Genomic DNA, 17,292 nt, shown 5'->3' on the forward strand with positions numbered 1-17,292 from the left:
ACCGTGCCGGACTGGGCAGCGCTTCACGCTGGGCCGGAAATTTATCGACAAACCGGACGAATCCCGGGAAAAATCCGGTCTGTCGTCAAACTTCCGGTTGTGCGTTCGTGGTCGAGGGTCCGTGGAATGCACGGCCCCGCGGTGGGTTGAGCCAGGTCGACTCAAGTTTTGCGCGCTCGACTTGACAGCGAAAATGGCGGGTGGCAAACTTGAGTCTGCGAGACTCAAGTCTCACGAGAACTTGCCCCGCGGCATCCGCGGGACTGTAACAGAAGGAGAACATCGCGCATGTCACGTGCAGTAGGAATCGACCTCGGTACCACCAACTCCGTGGTCTCCGTGCTTGAGGGCGGCGAGCCCACCGTTATCGCCAACGCCGAAGGCTTCCGCACCACCCCGTCGGTCGTCGCATTCACGAAGGATGGCGAGGTGCTGGTCGGCGAGACCGCCAAGCGCCAGGCCGTCACGAACGTCGACCGCACCATCGCATCCGTCAAGCGCCACATGGGCACCGACTGGAACGTCGCCATCGACGACAAGAAGTACACCCCGCAGGAGATCTCGGCACGCATTCTGCAGAAGCTCAAGCGTGACGCCGAGCAGTACCTGGGCGACACGGTGACGGATGCCGTTGTCACGGTCCCGGCGTATTTCAACGACGCCGAGCGCCAGGCCACCAAGGAGGCCGGTGAGATCGCGGGCCTCAACGTGCTGCGCATCATCAACGAGCCCACCGCTGCCGCGCTCGCCTACGGCCTCGACAAGGGCAAGGAAGACGAGCTCATCCTGGTCTTCGACCTCGGCGGCGGCACCTTCGACGTCTCGCTGCTCGAGGTGGGCAAGGACGACGACTTCTCCACGATTCAGGTTCGCGCCACCAGCGGTGACAACCGCCTCGGCGGCGACGACTGGGACCAGCGCGTCGTCGAGCACCTGATCAAGAAGTTCAAGGACTCCACGGGCGTGGATGTCTCCAAGGACAAGATTGCGCTGCAGCGCCTCAAGGAGGCCGCCGAGCAGGCGAAGAAGGAGCTCTCGTCGAGCATGTCGACGAGCATCCAGCTGCCGTACCTCTCGCTCACCGAGAACGGCCCGGCGAACCTCGACGAAACGCTCACCCGCGCCCAGTTCGAGCAGATGACCGAAGACCTGCTGAACCGCACCAAGAAGCCGTTCCAGGACGTCATCAAGGAGGCCGGAATCAAGGTCGGCGACATCGCGCACGTGGTGCTCGTGGGTGGTTCCACCCGCATGCCCGCCGTGAGCGAGCTCGTCAAGAAGGAGACCGGCGGTCAGGACCCCAACAAGGGCGTGAACCCCGATGAGGTCGTCGCCGTGGGCGCCGCACTGCAGGCTGGCGTGCTGAAGGGCGAGCGCAAGGACGTTCTGCTCATCGACGTCACTCCGCTGAGTCTCGGCATCGAGACCAAGGGCGGCATCATGACCAAGCTCATCGAGCGCAACACGGCCATCCCCACCAAGCGCAGCGAGACGTTCACCACGGCGGATGACAACCAGCCGTCCGTCGCGATCCAGGTCTTCCAGGGCGAGCGCGAGTTCACGCGCGACAACAAGAACCTGGGCACCTTCGAGCTCACTGGTATCGCTCCCGCGCCCCGTGGCATCCCTCAGGTCGAGGTCACCTTCGACATCGACGCCAACGGCATCGTGCACGTGTCCGCCAAAGACAAGGGCACTGGCAAGGAGCAGTCGATGACCATCACCGGCGGCTCGTCGCTGGCGAAGGAAGACATCGAGCGCATGGTGCGCGAGGGCGAAGAGAACGCCGCCGAGGACAAGAAGCGCCGCGAGGCCGCCGAAACCCGCAACGGCGCCGAGCAGCTCGCGTACTCCATCGACAAGCTCATCAAGGAGAACGAAGACAAGCTGCCCGAGGACGTCAAGAACGAGGTTCAGGGCGATGTCGACGGGTTGAAGTCGGCGCTCGCCGGTGACGACGACGACGCGGTGAAGACCGCGTACGACAAGCTGGTCGAGAGCCAGGGCAAGCTCGGCGAGGCTATCTACGCCTCTGCTCAGGCGGATGCCGCATCCGGCGAAGCGGGCGAGGCCGGTGCCGAGGGCACCGAGTCCACCGAATCCGACGAGGATGTGGTCGACGCCGAGGTTGTGGACGACGAGCCCGAGTCCGAGGCCAAGTAACGATGGCCGCGAAGGATCAGAACCCCGAAAACGGCCCGAACGAGCCCAACGACGAGACGCCGGTCGAGGAGCCTTTGGGCCCTTCGGCGGGCTCAGGAACTGAAGTGCCCGAGGCCGCCGAAGACGGCTTCGAGGGACCGGACGTCGAAACCTCGCTTTCCGATGTCGACCTTGACTTCCTGTCGGGGCAGACATCCGCCGAGGAACTCGCTGCGGAGCGGCTCGCCGATCTGCAGCGGGTGACCGCCGAGTACGCGAACTACCGCAAGCGCACCGAGGCCAACCGCGAGGTGGAGCGTGAGCGCGCCGTCGGCGACACCGTCATGGCGCTGCTTCCCGTTCTCGACGACCTCGACCGTGCCGAGAAGCACGGCGATCTCGAGGGTGAGGGCCCGTTCGTGACGATCGCCGCCAAGCTGCGCGCAACCGTGGAGCGCCTCGGCGCCACACCGTTCGGCGCGGCCGGCGAACCGTTCGATCACAACATTCACGAGGCCGTCTTTCAGCAGCCGAACCCCGAGGTCACCGTTGAGACGATCGCCGAGGTCGTCGAGACCGGGTACACGCTCGGTTCCTCGCTGGTTCGGGTCGCGAAGGTCGTGGTTTTCACTCCGAGTAACGGCTAGGGGGCCCGATGGCTAGCCAGGATTGGTTCGACAAGGACTTCTACAAGGTGCTTGGAGTTTCCAAGGATGTGACGCCGGCCGAACTCAAGAAGGTCTATCGCAAGCTCGCCCGCAAGTATCACCCGGACTCTAACCCGGGTGATGCTGCGGCCGAGGCGAAGTTCAAGGAGATCAGCGAGGCGCACTCGGTGCTCGGCGACGCCGAGCAGCGCAAGGAATACGACCAGATTCGTGCCATGGGTTCCGGCGCGCGCTTCACCGCGCCCGGCGGTGCCCAGTCGGGTGGCTTCGATGACGTCTTCGGCGGCATGTTCGGCGCCGGTGGCGGCGGGCAACAGGGCTACTCGTTCCAGCAGGGTGGTGGTGGCGGCTTCGAGGACATCCTCGGCGGCATGTTTGGCAACGGGCGCTTCGGCTCCTCGAGCGGCGGCTTCCGCGGCGCATCGGGGCCGACCCGCGGGCGTGACGTGACGGCATCCACAACGCTGGATTTCGTCACAGCCACCAAGGGCGACACGATTCACCTGCAGACCTCGGATGGCCGGCCCATCAACGTGAAGGTTCCCGCCGGCGTCGCAGATGGTCAGAAGATCAAGTTGCGCGGCAAGGGGCAGGCGAGCCCGGACGGTGGGGCGCCGGGAGACATCGTGCTCACGGTGAGCGTGCGCAAGCATCCGGTGTTCGAGCGCGATGGGCTCAACCTGCGTGTGAACGTGCCGGTGACCTTCGCCGAGGCCGCGCTGGGCGCCACCATCGAGGTGCCCACGCTGGGTGGCGACCCCGTGCGGCTGCGCGTGGCACCGGGAACCCCGAGCGGGCGCGTGCTGCGCGTCAAGGGTCGGGGCGTCGCGACGACCAAGGGAACGGGTGACCTGCTGGCGATAGTGCAGGTCGCCGTGCCGTCGCATCTCTCCGGAGACGCCGAAGAAGCGCTGAAGGCCTTCGTGGCGAAGCTTCCGGATGAGAACCCGCGCGCCGATCTGTTGGCGAAGGCGCGAGGCTGAAAATGCCATTCGGTGACGGGCGCGGTGGCGTGAATGGCGGCGGCATGGACGAGAACTCGAAGGTGTTCGTGATCTCGATCGCGGCCGAGCTCTCGGGCATGCACCCGCAGACGCTGCGCCAGTACGACCGGCTCGGGCTCGTGAGCCCGGGCCGCACCTCGGGCAAGTCCCGGCGCTACTCGATGCGCGACATCGTGAGGCTGCGGGAGGTCGCTCGGCTGGGCGCGGAGGGCGTGAGCCTGGAGGGCATCCGGCGCGTGCTGGAGCTCGAAGACCAGGTGAGCGCGCTGTCGTCGCGCGTGCGTGAGCTCGAGGCGATGCTCGCCGACGAGCTGCTCAACCGGCCCGGTCGCCGCGTCTTCGCCGCCGACATCGAGGGCGACGTTATCTCGCTGAAGGCGGGCACGCGCGCCCGCCGCTCCAACCAGCTCGTCGTCTGGCGCCCGCTCGAGCGCTGAGCTCCACCGCGCATGTGACCGAATGTTTCGGAGCGGGGCGGCATATGACGACACAGCATGCACCATGGGTGTATGAGCCGTCAGATTCGCTTCAACGCCTTCGACATGAACTGTGTCGCCCACCAGTCCTCGGGCATGTGGCGGCATCCGGATGACCGTTCGGCTACCTATAAGGATCTCGAGTACTGGACCGAGCTGGCCAAGCTGCTCGAGCGTGGCAAATTCGACGGCATCTTCATCGCCGATGTGCTGGGAACCTACGACGTCTACGGCGGCACGAACGAGGGCGCGATCAAGCACGGCGCGCAGGTGCCCGTGAACGATCCGATGATGCTGATCTCGGCCATGGCGTACGTGACCGAGAACCTCGGGTTCGGGGTGACCGCGGGAACCGCCTACGAGCATCCCTACCCCTTCGCGCGCCGCATGTCGACGCTCGATCACCTCACCAAGGGTCGCATCGGCTGGAACGTCGTGACCGGCTACCTGCCGTCGGCGGCGCGCAACATGGGTCACGACGACCAGATGGAGCACGACGACCGCTACGACTACGCCGATGAGTACCTCGAGGTGCTCTACAAGCTGTGGGAGGGCTCGTGGGAAGACGACGCGGTCAAGCGCGATCGTGAGACCGGCGTGTTCACCGACCCGGCCAAGGTGCACGAGATCGGCCACAAGGGCAAGCACTTCACCGTGCCCGGCATCCATATCTCGGAGCCGTCGCCGCAGCGCTCGCCCGTGATCTACCAGGCCGGGGCATCCTCTCGGGGCATCGCCTTCGCGGCCGGCAACGCCGAGGCGATCTTCGTGGCCAACTCCACCAAGGAGGGCCTGAAAGAGACGGTGAAGAAGATTCGGGATGCGCTCGAGGCGGCCGGTCGCGACCGGTACTCGGCACGCATCTACACGCTGCTGACGGTGATCACCGACGAGACCTCGGAGAAGGCGCAGGCCAAGCTGCAGGACTACCTCAGCTACGCCAGCGCGGAGGGCGCCCTCGTGTTCATGTCCGGCTGGATGGGCGTGGATCTCTCCACCTACGCGCTGGACGAGCCGATCGGTCACGTCAAGAGCAACGCCATCCAGTCTGCGGTGGCGAATGTGCAGCGCGGCGCCGACGACGGCACGGAGTGGACGGTGGGCGACATCGGCACGCAGGGCGCCATTGGTGGCCTCGGCCCGTACATCGTCGGCAGCGGTGAGGAGATTGCCGACACCCTGCAGGAGTGGGTGGAAGACACCGACGTCGACGGCTTCAACCTGGCCTACGCCATCACCCCGGGCACCTTCGAAGACATCGTGAAATACGTGATTCCGGTGTTGCAGGCGCGGGGCGTGTACCCCACCGAGTACGTCGAGGGCACGCTGCGCAACAAGCTGCACGGTCACGGTGACCGCCTGCCCGACGACCACCGTGGCGCTCAGTACCGTTTCGGTGCGCGCGCCGAGAGCTGACCGATTCGCGGGCATCCGTTTCACTCGTTGTCCTGTCGCTGAGGGGCGAACTTTGGCCCCTTAAATCGCGATCTGAGGGGCCAAAGTTCGCCCCTCAGTGAGGCGGCGTGCGAGAAGAACGACTCGAGCGGCTTATGGCTGACAGGATGGGGGCATGACGAACCCGCCGCCGTATGGCTATGCCCCCGTCGCGCCGCCTGCCCCGCGGCCACCGCTGACGAGGCGGCAAAGGCGTGGCGCATTCGTTGCCGGTGCCGTCGCTCTGCTCCTGCTGCAGCTCGGCTTCACCGTGGCCGTGTTTCCCGTCGTTTTCGTGGGTGTTGTGCTGCTCGCCTTCACCATTACGAATTCTCTTGCCAGCCGACCAGCGGATGCGAGTTCCTGGGATCGCTTCTGGGTGGACACTCATATCGACCCCGCGCCGTGGATTCCGTGGCTGATCGCGGTGGCTGTGGCGGGCATCCTGATCATGGTTCTCGCCGTGCTGGTCAGCGGGTGGATCCTGCGCGCGCATGGAGTGAGCCGGCCGCGTGGCGTCACCTGGAGCGGCATCGGTATCGGCATCGTGGGGCAATGGATCGTGGGCGGGATTCTCGGGGTCATCGCGAATCTGGCAAGCCTGGGCCTGCAACAGATCAGCGGTGGAATCGGCTCGCTCGGCGGCGGCGCGGCGATCGTGGCCATCGGGAGCCTGGTGGCGGCTATCCCCGTCGGCGCACTCACGTGGTGGTGGATGGCGCACGCGTTCCGCGCCCCGGCTGCTGCAGCCGCGGCACCTCTCGGGCAATCGGCGTGACCGGCTTCTCTTTCGACGCGCTGCGGCGCCGCCCCGACGTCGAGGCGCCGAATCTCTTCGCGACGGATGCCGCCGACCGGCTCATTCTCGAAACGGCGGCGACCGCGCTCGCCGGCATCGCAGAAGGCGAGCTCGTCGTGATCGGCGACCACTACGGGGCTCTCACGCTCGGGGCGGCCGCGCTGCACTCGGCGCGGGGCATCCGGGTGCATCAGGATGCGCTCTCGGGCGAGCGTGCGCTGGCGCTGAACGCCGCCGATGCGGGTCTCACCGATGCGTATAGTTCGCTGCCGCTCGGAGCCGAACTGCTGAGCGGTGCGCGCGTTGTGCTCATGCAGCTGCCGCGCAGTCTCGCCGCGCTCGACGAGATCGCCGCACTCATCGCCGAGCACGCGGCACCGGATGTCACGGTGTACGCCGGCGGCATGCTCAAGCACCTGACGCGCGCCATGAACGAAGTTCTCGGCCGGCACTTCGGTGAGGTGCGGGCCGGGCTGGCACGGCAAAAGGCGCGCGTGCTGACGGTACGGCGCTGGTCGAGTAGTGAGGCGAGAAACGAGCGCAGCGCGAGACCCGAGCAAGGTCTCGATACGCTCGCTGGCGCTCGCTACTCGACCAGCGGCGAGGCGTGGCCCGCCCGCGAGTTTCACGACGACATCGGCATCTGGGTCTGCGCGCACGGCGGCGCGTTCGCCGGCACGAAGCTCGACATCGGCACGCGGTTTTTGCTCGACTTTCTGCCGCAGGCGAAGCCGAGCGCGGCATCCGCCATCGATCTGGGGTGCGGAACCGGTGTGATAGCCGCCGCGCTCGCGGGGGCGCGGCCGGGCATCCGTGTATTCGCGACCGACCAATCGGCAGCCGCCGTCGCATCCGCTCGCGCCACAATGGAGGCCAACGGCGTGGCCGACCGCGTGACGGTGGTGCGCGATGACGCTCTCGCCAGCCAGGCGGATGCCTCTGCCGAGCTCATTCTGCTGAACCCGCCCTTCCACGTGGGCGCCTCGGTGCATGCCGGCGCCGCGCTGCGCCTGTTCGACGATGCCGCCCGCGTTCTCGCGCCCGGCGGCGAGCTGTGGACGGTCTTCAACACGCACCTCGCCTATCGCAAAGCGCTCACCCGCATTGTCGGGCCAACGCGTGAGGTCGGGCGCAACGCGAAGTTCACCGTAACGGTGTCGACGCGCGCGTGAGCCGCACCAGCCTCCAGATCGCCCAGCCAAGCAGCATTATCAGCAGCAGATTGCGTGCGAGCAGCACTGAGGCGGCCAGGGCGTCGCCATTGGTGAGGGGCACGTACAGGATTGGAAAGACGAGGGTCGTGAGCGCAGCGATGGCGATCATGAGTATCGCCGGAACGCGCCACTGCCGCACGTGCCAGACAAGGCCGACGGCGATCGGCGGCACCAGCCAGAGCATGTACTGCGGCGACCCCACCTTGTTGAACACGATGAGCGCGGCGGTGAGTGCGAGCGCGGCTACGAGCAGCACGCGACGCGAGTCTTTGGAGCGCCGGTGGGCCATCACGGCGAGAATCAGGATGCCGAGCACGGCAACGAGCATCGCCGGAGTCATGCAGGCCGCCACGACGCTGTCGCCCGGGCCGTAGACCTCCTGCGTCGCGATGGAGCGGTTCAGCCAGATGGAGGCGGCGGGTATTCCGAAGACGGTCATCCAGACCCACGGCGTGGCCACGGGCGCCTCGAGCTGGATGGCCCGATCGGACTGTTCCGTGGCGAAGCTGGCGATGTGCGCGCCCCCGCCGAACGCGATCACCACCGCGACGACGACAGCGGTGAGGGCGGCGGCCGCTGCGGCGACGACCCAGCGCCGTCGCGCGGTGACGAACACGGCGAGCAGTACCGCGGCCGGCCACACCTTGATCCAGGTGGCCGCCGCGAGGATGACACCGGCGACAGCGGGGCAGCGGGCAAGCATGACAAGCGCGATCACGACCATCGGTGCGGTCAGGCCATCGAGGCGCAGCGGGTCGACCGGGCTGAGCACGACAACGAGAAGCAACCACCACCAGGCGGCGAGATACCGCGCCCGCGTGTGGGGGCCGCGCGCAAGCATCCAGGTCGCAAGGCCGTTGAGGGCTGTCGTGAGCAGTACCCAGATGAGTTCGAAGAGAAGTGGGCCGGCGAGTTCGGCGACAATCACCGGCACAACGGCGCCGACGGGGTAGACCCACGACTCGGAGACTCCGGGCCAGTGGCCGGCGCCCAGCGCGCCCTCGGCCCAGCGTCGGTACAGCGAAAGATCGCCCAGCGGATGCCCGTTCAGCATGCTCGGCAACAGCGCGGCGAAGAGTGCCAGGTGCGCCACGACGAAGCCGAGCAGCAACATGCGCGGCCGCTCCCACCAGACGCGCGTGGTCGCCGGGGCGGCAGTGTCGGCCCGTTCGGAGGCCACGGTATCGAGAAGCGTGTCGGTACCGTTGCTCATGGGCCGCCCCTCCGACCGCCCGACGCAGCCCCTTCCTCAACATTACGAGCCTTGTGCCGAATCCGCACCTTGCCCCAAGGGCGCAGCTGCCTGAGGTGACGAGTATCGACCTTCGCTCGCGAACGAAGGTCGATACGTGTCACCTCAGGGTGTGCCGGCGCACGTTTTCCAACCTTTGATCGATTCGCACGCCGAACGCGCATCCGTAGGCTGAAGACGAAGGAGCGGCCCCGCCATTCATCGGCCGCGCACGGGGAGAATGACAATGGCACAGACTCAGAACGACGGAATCGTCGCCGTCGACACCGCACCCCAGACGGGCCGTCGCCGCTGGATCGGTCTCGGCGTGCTGGCGGCCGCGCTCTCGATGATCGTGCTCGATGGCACCATCGTGGGTGTCGCACTACCGGTGCTGATCGACAAACTCAAGCTCGACCTCAGCGAAGCGCAGTGGGTCAACGGCATTTACTCCGTCGTTTTCGCGGCGCTGCTGCTGACAGCCGGCCGGCTCGGTGACAGGCTCGGGCGGCGCCGGATGCTCGTGGTCGGCATCCTGATATTCATGGCGGGAAGCCTGCTGGCCGCGCTGTCGGGCGACGCCGGCGCGCTGATTCTCGCCCGTGTTGTGCAGGGCGTCGGCGGCGCGCTCATTCTGCCGACGACGCTGTCCAGTGTCAACGCGACCTTTCGTGGCCGCGACCGTGCTGTCGCTTTCGGCATCTGGGGCGCCGTTATCTCGGGCATGGCCGCATTCGGCCCCTTGCTCGGCGGCTGGCTGACCACCGCATTCGGCTGGCAGTGGATCTTCGTGGTCAACCTGCCGCTGGGCGCGATCATCCTCGTCGGCGCATTCCTCACCGTCACCGACACTCGGGCGGTGATTACCTCCCGCGGCCTCGATGTCGACGGTCTGCTGCTGAGCGCTATCGGCTTCGGCGGTCTCGTCTTCGCCATGATCGAAGGGCGCGCGCTGGGGTGGTGGAAACCAACCGCAGAGTTCAGCATCTTCGGATGGGTGTGGCCGGCATCCGCCCCCGTCTCGCCCGTTCCGGTGGCCGGGGCGATAGGTGTTGCCGCCATTGCGCTGTTCATTCTGTGGGAGCGGCACCGCGGCCATAACGGGCGCTCCGCCATTCTGGATCTTTCGCTGTTCACGGTGCCGACCTTTACCTGGGGCAACCTGACGGCGCTGTGCGTGGCGATAGGCGAATTCGGTCTGCTGTTCGTGCTTCCACTGTTCATCGTCAACGCGATGGAGCTCACAACTCTCGGGGCAGGTCTCGTGCTGGCGGCGATGGGTGTCGGGGCCTTCTTCTCGGGCTCGATGGCGCGGCATCTCGCCGAGCGAATGGGTGCGCCGAACGTCGTGCTGCTCGGTCTCGGAATCGAGGTTGTCGGCGTGACCGCCACGGCACTGCTGCTCAGTGCGAGCGGCTCCCCCTGGGTTCTCGCGTTGCTGCTGGTGGTCTATGGGCTCGGTCTCGGTCTCGCATCCGCCCAGCTGACCGGAACGGTGCTCGCCGACATTCCGACCGAGCAGTCGGGGCAGGGTTCGGCGACGCAGAGCACGGTGCGCCAAGTGGGGTCAGCTCTCGGCACGGCGCTCATCGGTGGGGTCCTCGCCGCGGGACTTTCCGGCACCGGGCCCGAGGCGTTGTCAGCCGGCATGGCGGATGCCTCGCGCACCTCGCTCTTCGTAGCCGCCGGTTTTCTTGCCCTCGGCTTTCTCTTCGCGCTGCGCCTGCGGTCGCGCTCGCGGAGGCGCCCCTGACTCGCTGCCTTTTTCCGCAGATCGCGATTGACAAACGATAAGTAGCGATATATCGTTGGCATATCGCAGAAGATCTGCGATGGCTCGCATGTGGCGAGCACACGAAAGGACACTGCGAATGAAATACGCACACAACAGAAACCCACGCAACCAACACCATGCAGAGGCCGCTTCGGCTTTCGTACGGTTCCACCACGACCCCTCGGGCGAGCGTCATGGCCGCGGACGCGGCTTCGGTGGCCCGGGCTTCGGTGGCTTCGGCCCGGCCGGCTTCGATCCGCGAAACTTCGGGCCCCGCGGCCAGCGCCGCGCCAATCGCGGCGACGTTCGGGCGGCGATTCTCTCGCTTCTCGAGACCGGTTCGTCAAGCGGCTACGGCCTGATCAAAGCCATCGCCGAGAAGACCGGTGGCGCCTGGCGCCCCAGCCCCGGATCGGTCTACCCGACCCTGCAGCAGTTGGTCGATGAAGAGCTCATCGTGGCGACTGGCGACGACCGACGCACCGAGTACGAACTGTCAGAGACGGGTCGCAGCTACGTCGAGGAACACGCGGAGGAGCTTGCGCAGGCCTGGCAGTCGAATCCGGGCCCCACGAAGGCGGATGCCGCTTTCTACGAAAGCGTAGGAAAGCTGATGGGCGTGGTCCACCAGTTCCGGCTCTCGGCAACCGAGCAGCAGCGCACCGCCGCGATCGACAAGATCGATGACCTGCGCCGTTCGCTCTACCTGATTCTCGCCGACTAAACGAGTTCAGACCAGATGGCGCCTCGGCCGCGATTGCTATCGCGCCGGGGCGCTTGTCTCGTGTCAGGCGCCTTCGGGTGGGTTGACCAGTAGGCTCACGCGATCGGAGAGGTAGCTCTCGAGGTCTGTCGCGTCGTCATCGGGGGCCGAGCGGCTCCAGCGCACGAGCGCGCTGTCGCCGCGGAGGAACAGTGGGCCGCGGCTCGAGCGCAGTTGCGTGGCATCCAGCTCGATGACGGTCGCATCGAAATTGACAGTCTCGCCCTGCGCAAAGCCGCCCTTGAACGCCGCCGCGCGGTATCCGCGTCGCTGTTCGGCCGAGAGTGACTGATAGTTGGGCCGAACGGGCTCGGTGACCCGGGTGATCGAGCCCGTGGCGTAAACGGTCGCATCGCGCTCGAGCAACAGCACGCCGAGCCGCCACACGCGGCCGAGCGGGAGCATCACGGCCGGACGGGTGAACCCGAGCCGACGCCGTGGCGACACGAAGCGGGCGATGGCCTCGTCGCGGGCGCCAGCGTGATCGAGCACAACGACTGCTCTGCTGAGCATTTCGCGGATGCCGGCGACAGGGTCGTTCATAGCGAGAAGTTTACGGTTGGTTTCGCTCTTCGCTCATTGCTCGGGTGCAGGCGCATCCCGGCGATGAGTAGTCCCACAAGGCGCCGCGCGTCATAGCGGGGGTTCGTGCCCGCGCCGACACAGAGGTTGGCGACGCCGCGCAGCAGAGCGAAGGCATCCATATCGGGCAGTATCTCGCCAGCCTTCACGGCTGTGTCGCGCAGTTCGGAACACACCGCTCGGCCCAATCTCGAGCCGCGCCTGGAGCAGAGCGCTCATGCACGAAGGCTGCGGAATCTATGAGGCGATTGCGGTCTCGTCAGGCGTGATTCGAGCTGCGACGAGTTCGTCTGTGCTGATATCGAGCGCGCCGCAGATCTGCGCGACGGTAAAGAACTCGGGCGAGGGGCTGCGTCCGGTCTCGATCTTGCGAAGCGCCTCGACCGAGACGCCGGCGGCGGATGCGACCTCGACCATCGTGCGCGCGCCGCGCGCGTTTCGCAGGGCCCTGCCGAGCATCCGCCCGCGCTCGATTTGTTCAGCAGTCAACGGGATTCGCACCATGGCACCAATAATAGTACCGGTATAATCATACCGACGCCCCGGGGTCAGGCAGGAAGGTACATAAATGATCGAGCTGCACACGAAGGCAGAAATCGAAGCGATGAAACCCGCTGGTGAGTTCGTGGCCAACACGCTTACCGCTCTGAAAGAGGCCTCGCGGGTTGGAGTCAGCCTGCTCGAACTGGATGCGATCGCGCACGACATGATCCGCAAGCGTGGCGCCGAATCGTGCTATCTGGACTACGCGCCGTCGTTCGGTTCCGGGCCTTTCGGCTACGTGCTGTGCACCTCTGTCAACGACGCCGTGCTGCACGGAAAACCAACCCCGTACCGACTGGGCGACGGGGATCTGCTCAGCCTCGACTTCGCCGTCAGCGTTGATGGGTGGGTCGCGGACTCCGCCATCAGCTTTGCCGTCGGCACGGCGCGCCAAGAGGATCTCGAGCTGATTCGGCTCACCGAGGACGCGCTCGATGCCGCGATTGCCGTCGCACGCGTCGGCAACAAGATCGGCGATATCTCGCACGCCATCGGCGCCGTGGCACACGCGGCGGGCGTCCCGGTCAACCTCGAGTTCGGCGGGCACGGCGTCGGCCGCACGATGCACGGCGACCCGCACGTGGCCAACGACGGCCGCCCCGGCCGCGGCTACCCGCTGAGGCCCGGCCTGGTGATCGCGCTCGAGCCCTGGTTCATGCGCGGAACAGACAAGCTGCGCACCGATGCGGATGGCTGGACCTTGCGCAGCTCAGATGGAAGCAGAACGGCGCACTCGGAGCACACGATAGCCATCACCGAGAGGGGGCCGATCGTCTTGACCGGTCGCGCCCGGCCTGAGGGTCACGACTAGCGTCAGCCCGCGTTGTTTGCGAGTGCGGCTGCCTCGGCCACCTGCTGGTGCAGCTCTGCGTGATCGTCCGGGGTCAGCGCTTCGTCGCCATCGAATGAGTACGGCTGGCCCGTTCCGGTCTCGATGAACGCTTTGAGGCTGCCGTTGACGAACATGCCCCACGCGTTCGAGCACAGCTCGTAGCACTCGTCCTCAGGCTTGAGGCCGTCGTGGGTGAAGGTGATCCGCGTTCCCTGGTCGGTCGCATCAATGTCGAACCGAGCCGTGGTGCCCGTCCACTCCTGCTTGTCGGTTACGAAGTCGAGATAGCTGCCGGTGACGAGCCACGCGATATGGATCTTCGGGGCGAGTTCGGTGACGCGAAATCCGCTGTAGTGCAACCCGGGAACGAGATAGACGAACTCATCACCGACCGCGGTCGTCGAACCAGTGATTCGTCCCCACCACGCGGGAACGTCGTTAATCGCATCGAACGCTTCTTGTGGCGTGGCATCCACCGTGATCGACGTCGTGTAGTTCGCGGCCATTTCTCTGCTCCTTTGCGTGCCCCCGTCGAAGGGAGGGATTCATGAACTTGCATGATGCAAGCCACTGTAACTCCAGTTGCTTGCTTCATGCAAGTGATAGAGTCGAGCCATGTTGGGCAAGACGTACGACACTCAGGTGTGCTCGATCGCGCGATCACTCGAACTCGTCGGCGAGCGATGGAGTCTGCTCATCATCCGCGACGCCCTGTTCGCCCGGGTGACACGCTTCGGCGACTTTCAACACAATCTCGGAATAGCGACCAATGTGCTCACGTCGCGACTGGAGTCGTTCGTGGCGGGCGGCATTATGGAGCGCGAAGGTTCAGCCGACTACATCCTCACCGCCAAAGGCCGCGCACTCGCTGTCGCGCTGATTGCCCTTACCGAGTGGGGCGATACGTGGGCCTCTCCCATCGAACCGCCGATCCTGTACCGGCACGCCGCCTGTGAGGACGGCGCTGTGCACGCGGTCGTTGCATGCGAGGCGTGCGGCATCGTGCCCGAGGAGGAGGTCGCTATTCGCATCGGGCCGGGCATGCCCGCCGAGTACCTCGCGCAGCGACGCGGAGGAAATCGTTCACGCTGATCGAACCCTTTCGAGTAGCCAAGCAACGCTGCCATGTCGTTCAGATGCCCGGACGGTTCTCACGAAAGCGGAGCCGACAGAACGCGGTACGTCGTTTGCACCATTCCGCCGGCGAGCACGTTGGTGCGAATGTGCTCGAGAGCGATGTCGGCTGAGAGTGGCCCGAAAAGTGGAACACCGCGCCCAATGAGCACCGGCACGCGAGACAAGGTCAGCTCAGTGATAAGCCCTGCTTCAAGGAAGGCGCGCGTCGTCTGGCCTCCGTCGACATAGACGCGCCGATAACCGGCATCGCTCAATGCCTGCACCGCGACGGTGAAGGTGGAGTGCACCGTGATGCGCTCGTCGACGTCGGCGGCGAGGGAGCTGCTCAACACGTGCACCGGGCGACCCAGGTACGGCCACTCGGGCTGGTGCGCGATGGCTTCGTAGGTACCCCTGCCCATCACCAGGGCGTCGACGCTCTGCATGAAGGGAGTGAAACCTGCGTCGCCGGCCGCCTCCCCGCGGCTGATGAGCCAGGACAGGTCGCCGTCTGGGCGGGCGATGAAATCGTCCACGCTGAGGCCAAGAAACACGCATCCTTCAAAGGGGAGATGAGGCTTCATGTCTCCGATGCTGCCGCAGACCCCCGACAATCGCAGGGTGCCACTTCGAGACTGCCGCCGGGCCAGAGGGGTGTGCGTTTGTACGATCCGCCGTGGGCTCTGTGCTGGGTCGTACGCAACGGATGCCTGGAGGCGGTGCTCATGTCGACAATCATGCGGTTCGACCATGTCGGTGTCACCGTTCAAAACCTCGATCACGTGACGGCATTCTTCGTCGGGCTTGGCCTCGAAGTCGACGAGCTCGAGGCGCACGTCGATCGGCTGGCTGCGGCGGGCTACGGGCTGGTCGGTGGCATCGGCCAGTATGAAGGCGTCTGGCGCATGGCCTACGTGCGTGGTCCGGAGGGAATCATCGTGGCGCTCGCTGAGCGGCTCGCGATCAGGGGTTCCTCCCTCATCAATGCTGTCAATCAAGCACGCGACCAGTAGCATCCATCGGTCGGCCGCGAAGCCACATGCCTCAGGCTGGTGGCGTGCGCGTGGGTTGGGCTTGGAACGCATCGATCGCTAGCCTCGCGAATCGGCGCGCGGCGGCGGCCCTGGCCTCAGGGCGACCGCTGGCCAGTCCCCGTCCTGCTCGAAGCATGAGTGTGAGGTCGTCGATGTGAAAGTCGCATCTGAGTTGGCCGCTTTGTTGAGCGCGACGCGCAAGCCGATCAAGCATGCGAAGGAGTTCGCGTCGATGCTCGGTGATGATCTCGCTCACGGAGTTCGATGACGTAAACGCGTCGACGAAGCCTCTGTTCTGCACGTTGAGGGAGGTGAGACGCTCCACGACGGAGATGAAGCCGCGCCACGCATCCGGGTTGGCGCAACCTTCTGTCACGATGGCGCGGCATGCCTGCAGTTCGACGGAGAACGCTTCGTCGATCAGCGCTTGCTTTGTCGGGAAGCGTCGATAGAGCGTGGCTGGCCCGACTCCGGCTCGGCGGGCGATTTCGCGCATTCCCACGTCGAGGCCGGTCTCTGCGAACACGGCGGATGCGGCGGCCAGGATCTGGTCGCGATTCTCTTGTGCGTCGGTTCGCAGATGAGGCAATTGTGGCTCCATCAATCTCACTTTCTATAAGTGGACGGATGCGTCCACTACCGTTACCAGAATACGGCACCCCGATCAGAAGCAGGAGAACATGCAAGCAATCAGAATCCAGGAATTCGGCGATCCGAGTGGAATGCACACCGTTGACGCCCCGGCACCGGTGGCCGACGCCTCGCAGGTTCTCATTCAGACCGAAGCGATCGGCGTAGGGGGCGTGGATGCGGTGATCCGGCGCGGCACCCTGGGCTCATCGTTCGCGCCGGGGCTGATTCCCGGGAGCGAGGTCGCCGGAGTCGTCGTCGCAGCCGGCGCCGACGTCGATGCGGCGTGGATAGGCCGACGCGTATGGGCGTTCACGGGCACCAGTGGTGGTTATGCCGAACAGGCCGTTGCGCAGGTTGACGACCTCATCCCGATTCCGGTCGGATTGTCGAGCGTTGACGCGGTGACACTCGGCAGCGCGGGCACCGTGGCCCACTTCGCCCTCCAGCACGCGCATCTCGCGGCCGGGGAGAGCGTTCTCGTGCGAGGAGCTGCCGGCAGCATCGGCATCGCGACGGTCGAACTCGCCGCGCAGGCCGGCGCACGCGCCATTGCGGTGACGACGTCATCTGCCGAGCGGGGCCAACGCCTCGTCGCCCTGGGTGCCACCGATGTTCTGGATCGCTCCGCAACGGGCGATCCGGATGCGCCACTCATGTTCGACGTGATCATCGACATCATCGGCGGACCCGAGTTGTCGATATTTCTCGATCGCCTCGCGCCCAACGGAAGGCTGGTTCTGGTCGGCGCGGTCGCGGGCTTCCCGCCCGCTGACTTCGGCATGTCTCTCATGCGCGCGTTCCAACAGTCTCGTTCGTTCTCCACCTTCAGCCTCGCGACCATCCCCGTCGATGTGCGCAACCAGGTGAGGGCAGCGCAGTTCCAGGCGGCCGCCGAGGGCAAAATCACCCCGGTCGTGCACAGCATCCGGCCGTTGGATCAAGCGGCGGATGCCCACCGCGAGATGGACAGCGGCAGCGTCTTTGGCCGAATCGTGCTTGTTCCAAACGGAGCCCAGTAGTCGGTCGATCTGCGCGCGCAGGATCTCA

19 protein-coding genes are annotated in these 17,292 nt (G+C 65.9%); 13 read left to right on the top strand and 6 right to left on the bottom strand.

Annotation, left to right across the window (positions count from 1 at the left end):
• The first annotated feature begins 288 nt into the window (after positions 1-288).
• From dnaK to ASC63_RS05595, 7 genes are all read left to right on the top strand, one after another.
• Positions 289-2,163 carry a molecular chaperone DnaK gene (dnaK, locus tag ASC63_RS05565; protein ID WP_055810655.1) on the top strand — a complete coding sequence of 625 codons (1,875 nt, stop codon included), beginning with the start codon at positions 289-291 and terminating at the stop codon, positions 2,161-2,163.
• A 2-nt stretch (positions 2,164-2,165) separates the two neighbouring features.
• Positions 2,166-2,789 (top strand): nucleotide exchange factor GrpE, encoded by a 624-nt coding sequence (locus ASC63_RS05570; protein WP_082487264.1) that lies wholly within the window; start codon positions 2,166-2,168, stop codon positions 2,787-2,789.
• A gap of 8 nt (positions 2,790-2,797) precedes the next feature.
• Entirely contained in the window at positions 2,798-3,793 is a 996-nt protein-coding gene (locus tag ASC63_RS05575; RefSeq protein ID WP_055810657.1) for a DnaJ C-terminal domain-containing protein, read from the top strand.
• Between the two features lie 44 nt (positions 3,794-3,837).
• The gene (locus ASC63_RS05580; protein ID WP_055814986.1) at positions 3,838-4,251 is read left to right on the top strand and encodes a heat shock protein transcriptional repressor HspR; all 414 of its coding nucleotides are present in this window, start codon (positions 3,838-3,840) and stop codon (positions 4,249-4,251) included.
• 72 nt (positions 4,252-4,323) lie between these two features.
• Complete coding sequence (locus tag ASC63_RS05585; RefSeq protein ID WP_082487267.1) at positions 4,324-5,706, top strand: LLM class flavin-dependent oxidoreductase; 1,383 nt, start codon at positions 4,324-4,326, stop codon at positions 5,704-5,706.
• Positions 5,707-5,860: 154 nt separating this feature from the next.
• A complete protein-coding gene (locus ASC63_RS16635; RefSeq protein ID WP_055810661.1) occupies positions 5,861-6,502 on the top strand; it encodes a hypothetical protein in 642 nt (213 codons plus the stop codon).
• Positions 6,499-7,695, top strand: a complete 1,197-nt coding sequence (locus ASC63_RS05595) for a class I SAM-dependent methyltransferase (RefSeq protein WP_235491887.1) — start codon at positions 6,499-6,501, stop codon at positions 7,693-7,695. The genes ASC63_RS16635 and ASC63_RS05595 overlap by 4 nt, the downstream gene beginning before the upstream one ends.
• On the opposite strand, the gene ASC63_RS05600 is transcribed toward ASC63_RS05595, so the two are convergent.
• Positions 7,667-8,950 carry a glycosyltransferase 87 family protein gene (locus tag ASC63_RS05600; RefSeq protein ID WP_055810663.1) on the bottom strand — a complete coding sequence of 428 codons (1,284 nt, stop codon included), beginning with the start codon at positions 8,948-8,950 and terminating at the stop codon, positions 7,667-7,669. The genes ASC63_RS05595 and ASC63_RS05600 overlap by 29 nt on opposite strands.
• 265 nt (positions 8,951-9,215) lie before the next feature.
• Between ASC63_RS05600 and ASC63_RS05605 the strand changes: the two genes are divergently transcribed.
• Both ASC63_RS05605 and ASC63_RS05610 read left to right on the top strand, forming a co-directional pair.
• Positions 9,216-10,721 (top strand): MFS transporter, encoded by a 1,506-nt coding sequence (locus tag ASC63_RS05605; RefSeq protein ID WP_055810664.1) that lies wholly within the window; start codon positions 9,216-9,218, stop codon positions 10,719-10,721.
• Between the two features lie 118 nt (positions 10,722-10,839).
• A complete protein-coding gene (locus tag ASC63_RS05610; RefSeq protein ID WP_055810666.1) occupies positions 10,840-11,466 on the top strand; it encodes a PadR family transcriptional regulator in 627 nt (208 codons plus the stop codon).
• Positions 11,467-11,529: 63 nt separating this feature from the next.
• On the opposite strand, the gene ASC63_RS05615 is transcribed toward ASC63_RS05610, so the two are convergent.
• Both ASC63_RS05615 and ASC63_RS05625 read right to left on the bottom strand, forming a co-directional pair.
• On the bottom strand, positions 11,530-12,048 hold the full coding sequence (locus ASC63_RS05615) for a hypothetical protein (protein ID WP_055810668.1): 519 nt from the start codon (positions 12,046-12,048) through the stop codon (positions 11,530-11,532).
• A gap of 276 nt (positions 12,049-12,324) precedes the next feature.
• A complete protein-coding gene (locus ASC63_RS05625; RefSeq protein WP_055810673.1) occupies positions 12,325-12,591 on the bottom strand; it encodes a helix-turn-helix domain-containing protein in 267 nt (88 codons plus the stop codon).
• 64 nt (positions 12,592-12,655) lie between these two features.
• Here ASC63_RS05625 and map point away from each other — a divergent pair, with 64 nt between their 5' ends.
• A complete protein-coding gene (gene map / locus ASC63_RS05630) occupies positions 12,656-13,441 on the top strand; it encodes a type I methionyl aminopeptidase (protein ID WP_055810676.1) in 786 nt (261 codons plus the stop codon).
• Between the two features lie 2 nt (positions 13,442-13,443).
• On the opposite strand, the gene ASC63_RS05635 is transcribed toward map, so the two are convergent.
• Positions 13,444-13,968, bottom strand: a complete 525-nt coding sequence (locus ASC63_RS05635; protein WP_200936787.1) for an SRPBCC family protein — start codon at positions 13,966-13,968, stop codon at positions 13,444-13,446.
• A 109-nt stretch (positions 13,969-14,077) separates the two neighbouring features.
• Between ASC63_RS05635 and ASC63_RS05640 the strand changes: the two genes are divergently transcribed.
• Complete coding sequence (locus ASC63_RS05640) at positions 14,078-14,554, top strand: winged helix-turn-helix transcriptional regulator (RefSeq protein ID WP_055810678.1); 477 nt, start codon at positions 14,078-14,080, stop codon at positions 14,552-14,554.
• A gap of 59 nt (positions 14,555-14,613) precedes the next feature.
• Here the strand turns inward: ASC63_RS05640 and ASC63_RS05645 are convergent, their stop codons facing one another.
• On the bottom strand, positions 14,614-15,162 hold the full coding sequence (locus tag ASC63_RS05645) for a dihydrofolate reductase family protein (RefSeq protein ID WP_055810680.1): 549 nt from the start codon (positions 15,160-15,162) through the stop codon (positions 14,614-14,616).
• 141 nt (positions 15,163-15,303) lie between these two features.
• Between ASC63_RS05645 and ASC63_RS05650 the strand changes: the two genes are divergently transcribed.
• A complete protein-coding gene (locus tag ASC63_RS05650; protein ID WP_082487701.1) occupies positions 15,304-15,591 on the top strand; it encodes a hypothetical protein in 288 nt (95 codons plus the stop codon).
• A 31-nt stretch (positions 15,592-15,622) separates the two neighbouring features.
• Here the strand turns inward: ASC63_RS05650 and ASC63_RS05655 are convergent, their stop codons facing one another.
• The gene (locus ASC63_RS05655) at positions 15,623-16,201 is read right to left on the bottom strand and encodes a TetR/AcrR family transcriptional regulator (protein ID WP_235491893.1); all 579 of its coding nucleotides are present in this window, start codon (positions 16,199-16,201) and stop codon (positions 15,623-15,625) included.
• A gap of 91 nt (positions 16,202-16,292) precedes the next feature.
• On the opposite strand from ASC63_RS05655, the gene ASC63_RS05660 reads away from it, so the two are divergent.
• On the top strand, positions 16,293-17,264 hold the full coding sequence (locus ASC63_RS05660; RefSeq protein WP_055810686.1) for a zinc-binding dehydrogenase: 972 nt from the start codon (positions 16,293-16,295) through the stop codon (positions 17,262-17,264).
• The last annotated feature ends 28 nt before the right edge of the window (positions 17,265-17,292 follow it).

This window comes from Leifsonia sp. Root112D2, assembly GCF_001424905.1.
Lineage (GTDB): Bacteria > Actinomycetota > Actinomycetes > Actinomycetales > Microbacteriaceae > Root112D2.